The 7,735-nt window shown below is 61.1% G+C and carries 6 protein-coding genes and 1 pseudogene; all 7 read right to left on the bottom strand.

Translation table 11 applies throughout. The features are described 5' to 3' along the window. Positions 1-161: pseudogene (locus tag AC1DVM_RS14015) on the bottom strand (ABC transporter permease); the annotation flags it as partial. A 39-nt stretch (positions 162-200) separates the two neighbouring features. Beyond that, positions 201-1,727, bottom strand: a complete 1,527-nt coding sequence (locus AC1DVM_RS14010; RefSeq protein ID WP_477255089.1) for an ABC transporter substrate-binding protein — start codon at positions 1,725-1,727, stop codon at positions 201-203. A gap of 19 nt (positions 1,728-1,746) precedes the next feature. After that, complete coding sequence (locus AC1DVM_RS14005; protein WP_477255087.1) at positions 1,747-3,630, bottom strand: ABC transporter ATP-binding protein; 1,884 nt, start codon at positions 3,628-3,630, stop codon at positions 1,747-1,749. Positions 3,631-3,753: 123 nt separating this feature from the next. Beyond that, positions 3,754-5,019: an aminopeptidase gene (locus AC1DVM_RS14000; protein ID WP_477255085.1), complete on the bottom strand. Its 1,266-nt coding sequence runs from the start codon at positions 5,017-5,019 to the stop codon at positions 3,754-3,756. A gap of 91 nt (positions 5,020-5,110) precedes the next feature. After that, positions 5,111-6,208 (bottom strand): molybdenum ABC transporter ATP-binding protein, encoded by a 1,098-nt coding sequence (gene modC / locus AC1DVM_RS13995; protein WP_477255083.1) that lies wholly within the window; start codon positions 6,206-6,208, stop codon positions 5,111-5,113. Beyond that, on the bottom strand, positions 6,205-6,903 hold the full coding sequence (gene modB / locus AC1DVM_RS13990) for a molybdate ABC transporter permease subunit (protein WP_477255081.1): 699 nt from the start codon (positions 6,901-6,903) through the stop codon (positions 6,205-6,207). Before modB ends, modC begins: the two co-directional genes overlap by 4 nt. Then, positions 6,900-7,697: a molybdate ABC transporter substrate-binding protein gene (gene modA, locus AC1DVM_RS13985; RefSeq protein WP_477255079.1), complete on the bottom strand. Its 798-nt coding sequence runs from the start codon at positions 7,695-7,697 to the stop codon at positions 6,900-6,902. Before modA ends, modB begins: the two co-directional genes overlap by 4 nt. Positions 7,698-7,735 lie beyond the last annotated feature (38 nt).

Genomic DNA, 7,735 nt, shown 5'->3' with positions numbered 1-7,735 from the left:
GCCTTGCGGATGTTCTGCAGATCCTGCTCGGTCACGCTCCCCGCGCCCGTCAGCATGATGGCGGGATCGCCTGACAATCTGATGGCGAACGACACGATGAGCGTGACGGCGAGGACCACGAAAATTGCTTGCAGCAGCCGCTTGAGGATGAAGCCAGCCATTCACGTGATCCTTATTCTTATTGTTATGACGCAAACGTATCAGTTCACGGTGACGTCGGTGAAGCGGAAGCGCCGATCCGCCGGCGGATCGAAGTTCTGCAAGCGCTTGTTGACGCCGTAGATGGTGTTCTGATTGTAGAGCGGGATCTCGAGTGCCTGGTCGGCCACGTAGCGTCCGATTTCGTGCAGGATCTTCTCCCGCTCTTTCACATCATAGATGCTGCGCTGCTTTTCGAGCAGGGCGTTGAGTTTGGGATCGTTGTCGTAGGGGTTCCACTTCTCGCCCGAGTGATACATCAGGTAAGCGGTATTGTCATAATCGAACGTCCAGCCACCCCACGCATTGTGCCAGGCTTCACCCGTCTTTCCGTTCGGGATGATGTCGTTGAGCAGCACCGGCGTCTCGTAAGGATGCAGCGAGGGCTTGAGTCCGAGCGCCTGCAAGTAGCCCGCCGCCGCCTGAGCAACTTCGCGGAAGGTCGCGTCATTGCCACGGAAGTCGATCTTCACCGGAGCGCCGGCCGGCACGCCCGCCTCCTTCAGCATCTGCTTGGCCTTGGCGAGGTCGAACGGAAGCGGCTTCAGGCTCGGGTCATAGCCGAACGAAAGATCCGCCTGGAAACTGGCGATCGGCTTCGCGTGACCGAGCAGCACCGCCTTGATGATGGCATCGCGGTCGATGCCCATGATCATCGCTTTGCGGACATTCACATCCTTGGTGATGCCGTTCTTGGTGTTCAACCGCAGCGCGACCGTGGTGGGGCCGGTGATGCTGATCAGTTTCAGGTTGTCGCTCTTCTCCACGGTCGGGGCGAGGCCGAAGGGAATCAGCGTCGCAAGATCGATCCGTCCCGCCTGCAATTCGGCGATCTGCGTGTTTGCCTCGGCGATCATGCGAACCACGAGCTTATCGATCTTGGGCGCGCCGCCCCAATGTTCGGGAAACGCTTCCAGCGTCAGGCTCACTTTCGGCTCGTAGGAAACAAACTTGAACGGCCCCGTCCCGACCGGATGCGTGTTGAAATATTCATCACCCTTTTCCTGGATGTATTTCGGCGGAACGATCATGCCGCCATAACCCGCGAGCTTCGTCAGCAGCACCGGGTCGGGCTGCTTCATGATGAAATCGACGGTGTTGTCGTCGACCACTTCCACGCGCTCGATCGCATTGTAGTTCGATTGCTGCGGACCTTTCTTTCCTTCTTCTCCAAGGAGTCGATCGAAGCTGAACTTGACGGCGGCTGCGTTGAATGGCTCACCGTTATGGAACTTGACGTTTTCGCGCAGCTTGAACCGAATGCGGCTGTTGTTGTCGAGAAACTCCCAGGCCGTGGCGAGCCCTGGCTTGAGCTTCATGTCCGAGCCGCGGGAGGTGAGCCCGTCGAAGATGTTGGTGGCGGCAGAGGACCAATCGACGATGAAAGTGTCGATGGGGTCCCAGCTGCCTGGATCGAGCGCGACCGCGATCGTGACGGTTCCGGCGGCCTGCGCGCTGGAGGCCGCGAAAGGTGCGGCGGCGGCGGCGGCGACAAAGCCGAGTGCCTTGAGGTGTCGTGATAAATTCATGGATATCTCCCGTTCGTGTTTATGCTGCCCCGAGGAGCTGTTCGGCTTCGATGGCGACCCAGTGGCCGGGTTCGACTTCGCGCATGGAGTGAATTGCGGGCTCCTGTCCGACAGGCCTGACCGCACTTGGAATTTCCCCCTCGATAAGCCGCTTGGCGCGTTCGACGGAGGGATCGGCAACCGGCACCGCGGCCAGCAACTTGCGCGTATAGGAATGCTGCGGATTTTCGAAGACCGCCTGACGGCTGCCGATTTCGACGATCTGACCGAGATACATCACCGCCACGCGGTGGCTGATTTTTTCGACCACCGCCATATCGTGAGTGATGAACAAATAGGACAGGTCATTTTGCTGCTGCAGCTCCATCAGCAGATTGACGATCTGCGCTTGGATCGACACGTCGAGCGCGGACACGGACTCGTCTGCGATGATCAGCTTGGGATTGCTGGCAAGCGCCCGCGCAATGCAGACGCGCTGCCGCTGACCGCCCGAAAATTCGTGCGGATAGCGTTTGGCATGCTGCGGCAAGAGCCCGACTTGATCGAGCAACTCGTGGACGCGCCGATCGATCGCCTTGCGATCCTGCAGCAGATTGTGGACCACGATGGGCTCGGCCACACTGAATCCGATGGTGTGGCGCGGGTCTAACGAGGCGAACGGATCCTGGAAGATATACTGGATTTCCTGCTTCAGGCGGCGTCGATCACCGGAGCTCATCGATCCCATATCGCGTCCGTCGAAGCGAACCGTTCCGCCTGTCGGCTCGATGAGCTGCTGCAGGGTTCGGCCGATCGTCGATTTTCCGCTGCCGGATTCCCCCACCAGCGCGAGAGTCTCGCCAGGGAAGATGTCGAAGCTCACCTCTTCGACCGCGTGCACCCGGTGCGTGACACGTCCGAAGAATGTTTTGCCCACATCGAAGCGGGTGGTCAGCCGGTCGACCTGGAGAATGGGCTTGGCGTAATCCGCCGTATCCTGCACGTGCGTATCGCCGATTTCCTTCGGCGCGCCATCTTCGATGATCGTCACGGGAGTGCGCTTGGGCAGCGGCTCCCCTCGCATGCTGCCGAGACGGGGAACGGCGGACAAGAGCGCGCGGGTATAGGGATGTTGTGGCGCCGCGAAAATCTCGCGTACAGGCGCTTCTTCGACCTTTTCGCCCTTCCACATCACCACGACATCGTCGGCCATTTCGGCAACCACGCCCATATCGTGCGTGATGAAGATGACGGCGGTTCCCATTTCCTGCTGGAGATCGCGAATAATGTTCAGGATCTGCGCCTGAATCGTGACATCGAGCGCGGTCGTGGGCTCGTCGGCGATCAGAAGCTTCGGGTTGCAGGCAAGAGCCATCGCGATCATCACACGCTGGCGCATGCCGCCCGAAAGCTGGTGAGGATAGCGATCGAGCAATGTCCCGGCATCCGGGAGGCGAACTTTCTGGAGCAGCGACTTGGCGCGCGAAAGAGCGTCACGGGAGCTCAGACCCTCGTGAAGCATCAGCGTTTCGGCAATCTGGTTCCCGATCGTGAAGACCGGGTTGAGGGAGGTCATCGGCTCCTGGAAGATCATCGCGATGTCTTTGCCGCGAACAGACCGGAGCGTCGCATCGGGGGCATGAACGAGGTCGAGCGCCTCGCCTCCCGAGGGTCTGAACAGGACTTCGCCGCTGCTGATTCGGCCGCCCGTGTAGTCTGTAAGGCGCATGATGGCGAGYGAGGTCACGGACTTCCCGGAGCCGGATTCGCCAACGACTGCAAGGGTGCGCCCCGCTTCGACGTCGAAGCTGACGTTCTTCACCGCGCGAAACGCCCCTTCGGTGCTACCGAACTCCACCGAGAGAGAGCGGACGGAGAGAAGCGGCTCGCTTGCCGGCACGCGCTTTATTGTGTCTCGCGACATCGATCCACCGCTGGAGTCATGAGGTCTTGCCCAGCGGGACGCCGGGAAAGTACCTGTTCAATACCTCTGAGCGTCGGGCATGACAACGTTCGAAACGTCACCCCTGTCATGCCGACGCCGGCGCTATACTGTTACCCACTCGCCCTTGCGCATCAGAGGCTCGGCATTGCCGGTTGGAGTTATGCCGTCCACGTCGACCTGCCCCGATCCGATCATCCAGTCAATGTGGATGAGGCTGGTGTTCGATCCCTTCGCGGTAAGGTCGCTGTCGCTCAGCGTTCCGCCATCCTTGATGCACTTGCTGTAGGCCTGACCGAGGGCGATGTGGCTTGAGGCGTTTTCGTCAAACAGGGTGTTGAGGAAAAGAAGCCCGCTCTGGGAGATCGGGGAGGAATTGGGCACCAGTGCCACCTCGCCCAGCCGTCGCGAGCCCTCGTCGGTATCCAGAACCTTGTTAAGGACCGCTTCGCCCGTGCGCGCCCTGCTCTCGACAATGCGTCCCGCCTCGAACTTGACCTCGATGTCCTGGATCAACGTACCCTGATAGGAGAGCGGCTTCGTGCTTCGAACGACGCCATCGACGCGATCCTTGTGCGGCGTGGTGAAGACCTCTTCGGTGGGGATGTTCGCGTTGCACACCACTCCGTTCTTGGCCCAGCTCGAACCGCCATTCCACTCGTGATCATCCGCAAGGCCCACCCGCAGATCGGTGCCCGGGCCGCGAAAATGCAAGGTTGCGTAGCGCTTGTCGTTCAGCAACTTCGTGCGGGCGTGGAGGCCGACATTGTGCGCGTCCCATGCGCCAATCGGATCGTCAAGGTCGGCGCGGGAAGCGGCGAAGATCGCGTCCCACAATTTGGCGACTGCAACCTCTTCGGAAACCTCCGGAAAAACTGCTTTCGCCCAGGCCGGCGTGGCGGCCGAGACGATCGTCCAGTTGATGTCGAAGCCGACGATCAGATCGAGGGCCGGCCGGTAGGCTTTGGACCGGGCCCGATTTGCGCGAGAAACCTTGTCCGTGTCCTGCTTGGCCAGGAGCGAGGGGTCGTCGCCGACGATCGCCAGACGAGCGGCACCGCTCTTGTAGGCCGCCGCCATGCCGTCATACAGCCAGCCGGTTGCCTGGTCGAACGTGCCGTCCTTGGCGTGCTGGAACCTGAGCAGTGTGGATTGCTCATCGGAAAACAGGGTCGTGACCAGCGAAGAACCGGCCTTGTAGGCGTGCTCGGTGATCCGTCTGACCAACGGAAGCGCCTCGATGGGAGCCGTGATGACGACTTCCTGTCCGGGCTTGAGACCGAGGCCCACGCGGACAGCGATTTCCGCCAGACGATCCAGGCGGGTCGCGTGGGAGGTGGCCGTCGCCGGGTTCCGGAACTGGTCGTTCATAATGGTCTCTCTTGCAAATGGGCAGATGATGACGGGAGGCTACACGCCTTGCCCGGGGGCGCAACCTTTATGAAAGCGTCTTCAAATCTGATTACTGGCGGGGCAGCGCCTGGGAATAGTCCCCCTCGAAGGCAATTCCCTTGATGATCGCATGGACGGCGACGCCAGGTTCAAGGGCCAGTTCGTGCACCGACTTTCGCGTCAACCGCGCCACCACGAGGTCGCCGGCACAATCGATGGTCACGTCGGCGCTTGCTGCGCCCGTCTCGATTGCCACAATCCGGCCCTCAAGGACGTTCAACGCGCTGAGGCCCTTTGGGTCGACCACCGACAAGATGACGTCCCGCGCGCGAATGCGGATGCGAATCGGCGTATCGACATTTCGCTCCAGCCTCGGAACCGTCAGGACTCCGGATTTGACCCGAAGCATCGTCAATTGAAACCGGTCGTCGTGACTTGCGACATGTGCGTCGAGAATGGCGCCGGCCTCTGCGGCGCCGAAATTCGGAAAAAGTCTTGCGTCGCGCAGGATATCGGCTGCGGGACCTGCGGCACTGACGCGGCCATCCATCAGAACGACGATGGTCGTGGCAAGGCGCGCGATCTCCGGCACGGAATGTGTGACGAACACAATCGGCACGCGTGCTTCGTCGCGCAGGCGCTCAATATACGGATAGATTTCCGACTTTCTCTCGTCGTCGAGCGACGCGAGAGGCTCGTCCATCAAAAGGATCTCGGGATCGGCCAGTAGCGCACGGCCTATGGCGACACGTTGCTTCTCACCGCCCGACAGGCTGGTGGGCCTGCGATCGAGGAGAGAATCGATCCCCAGCAGCGACACGACGTCGTCGAATCCCGCGACACGTCGCGGCTTGGGCGTGAACCAGCGGCCGAATAGAAGATTTTGTCGAACATCGAGGTGCGGAAACAGCCGGCCTTCCTGGAAGACGTAGCCGACACGCCGCTCGTGGCGCGGAACCGCCACCTTGCGCTGCGAGTCGAACAACACCCGATCATTGACCACGATCCGCCCATGCGCCGGAGTGATAAGACCGGCGATGAAATTGACGAGTGTCGACTTGCCGGCTCCGGAACGTCCGAACAGAGCTGTGAGGCGTCCATCTGAGCGAAACTTGGCCTCAAGCGAAAACTCGCCCTGCCGATGCCGCACATCCACGTCGAGGCTCATCTCACCGATAACCTTCGCCGCACCCGACGGGCCATCCACTCTGATGCCCACAACGCAGCGACAGAAATGAGAATGGACACAAGCGTCAACCGTAGCGCGCCGCCCTCGCCTCCGGGAATTTGCGTGAAGGTGTAGATCGCGGAAGGGACCGTTTGCGTCTCGCCCGGAATGTTGGACACGAACGTGATCGTCGCGCCAAACTCCCCCATCGCCTTTGCAAAACAGAGCACCATGCCCGCGAGGATCCCCGGCATGATCAACGGCAATGTCACCATGACAAAGACCCAGGCGGGACTTGCCCCGAGCGTGCTCGCTGCGATCTCGAGCCTGCTGTCCACCGCTTCCAGCGACAACCGGATAGCGCGCACGAGCAGAGGGAAACCCATGATGGCGCAGGCCAGCGCCGCGCCCGTCCAGCGGAACGAAAAGACGATGCCGAAATGGTCGGCGAGGAGGGCGCCGACGGGCGCTCGCTTGCCCAACCCGAGCAGCAACAAGTAGCCGACGACGACCGGAGGAAGGACGAGCGGAAGATGAACCAACACATCGAGCGCGCCACGCCCCCAAAAGCGCCGACGCTCAAGCAGGAATGCGATCGCAATGCCCGGAACGAGGCTCGCAGCCATCGCCGTGAAAGCCACCTTCAGGCTGATGCCTACGGCCGTCCATTCTTCGGGTGAAAGCCAGACGCTCACGATGGCGGAACCGGTTGGTTCAAAATGATGAATCCACCTGTCTCGAACACGTTCCTCGCGGCTTTGGATGAGAGGAAAGCAAGGAAGGATGCCGCACTGGCGCTTCTAGTGCTCGTGGTGATCGCCGCCGGGTAGACGATCGGCGGGTGGCTATCAGCAGGAAACGCGTACACGATTTTCACATCGGCATCGGACGCGGCGTCGCTGCGGTAAACGATGCCGAGCCTCGCCTCCCCGCGCGACACGAGCACGAGTGCAGTCCGGACATTCTCGGCCTGGGCAATCTTGCCTTTCACGTTCTCCCATTCGCCCAGATTCTGTAAGGCCGCCTTGCCATATTTGCCGGCTGGAACCGCCTCGACGTTGCCCATGGCAAGCCGCTCGACGCCGAGGCGCCGCGACAGGTCGAGCCGCGTATGCTGCGCTATCGTGATGGCGGAATTTTTCGGCGCGATCAACACCAGTGTGTTGCCAAGCAAATTCACGCGGCTATCGGGCCGGATGAGATGGCGCGACTGCGCGTAATCCATCCAGTCGAGATCCGCCGACACGAACACATCGGCCGGCGCTCCCGCTTCGATCTGTTTTGCCAGCACATTGCTTGCGGCGTAGACGATCGTCGCGGACTTCCCGGTTTCGCGCGCGAAGCTTCGATTGACTTCGTCCAAGGCGGTTTTGAGGCTCGCCGCAGCGAAGACCATGACGGGCTTTTCCTGCGAGAGCGCGCCCGTTAAGGGGGCGAGAACGCCGAGCCACGCAAGACAGGCAATTCTGACCCCTAGAGACCGCTTCATGCGATCCTCCGATGTCCAAAGGAGGCGCATCCTAGCCA

It is taken from the genome of Microvirga sp. P4_A5 (assembly GCF_056402495.1).
Note: the sequence above shows the minus strand (reverse complement) of the source record. Positions and strands in the feature narration are given on the sequence as shown.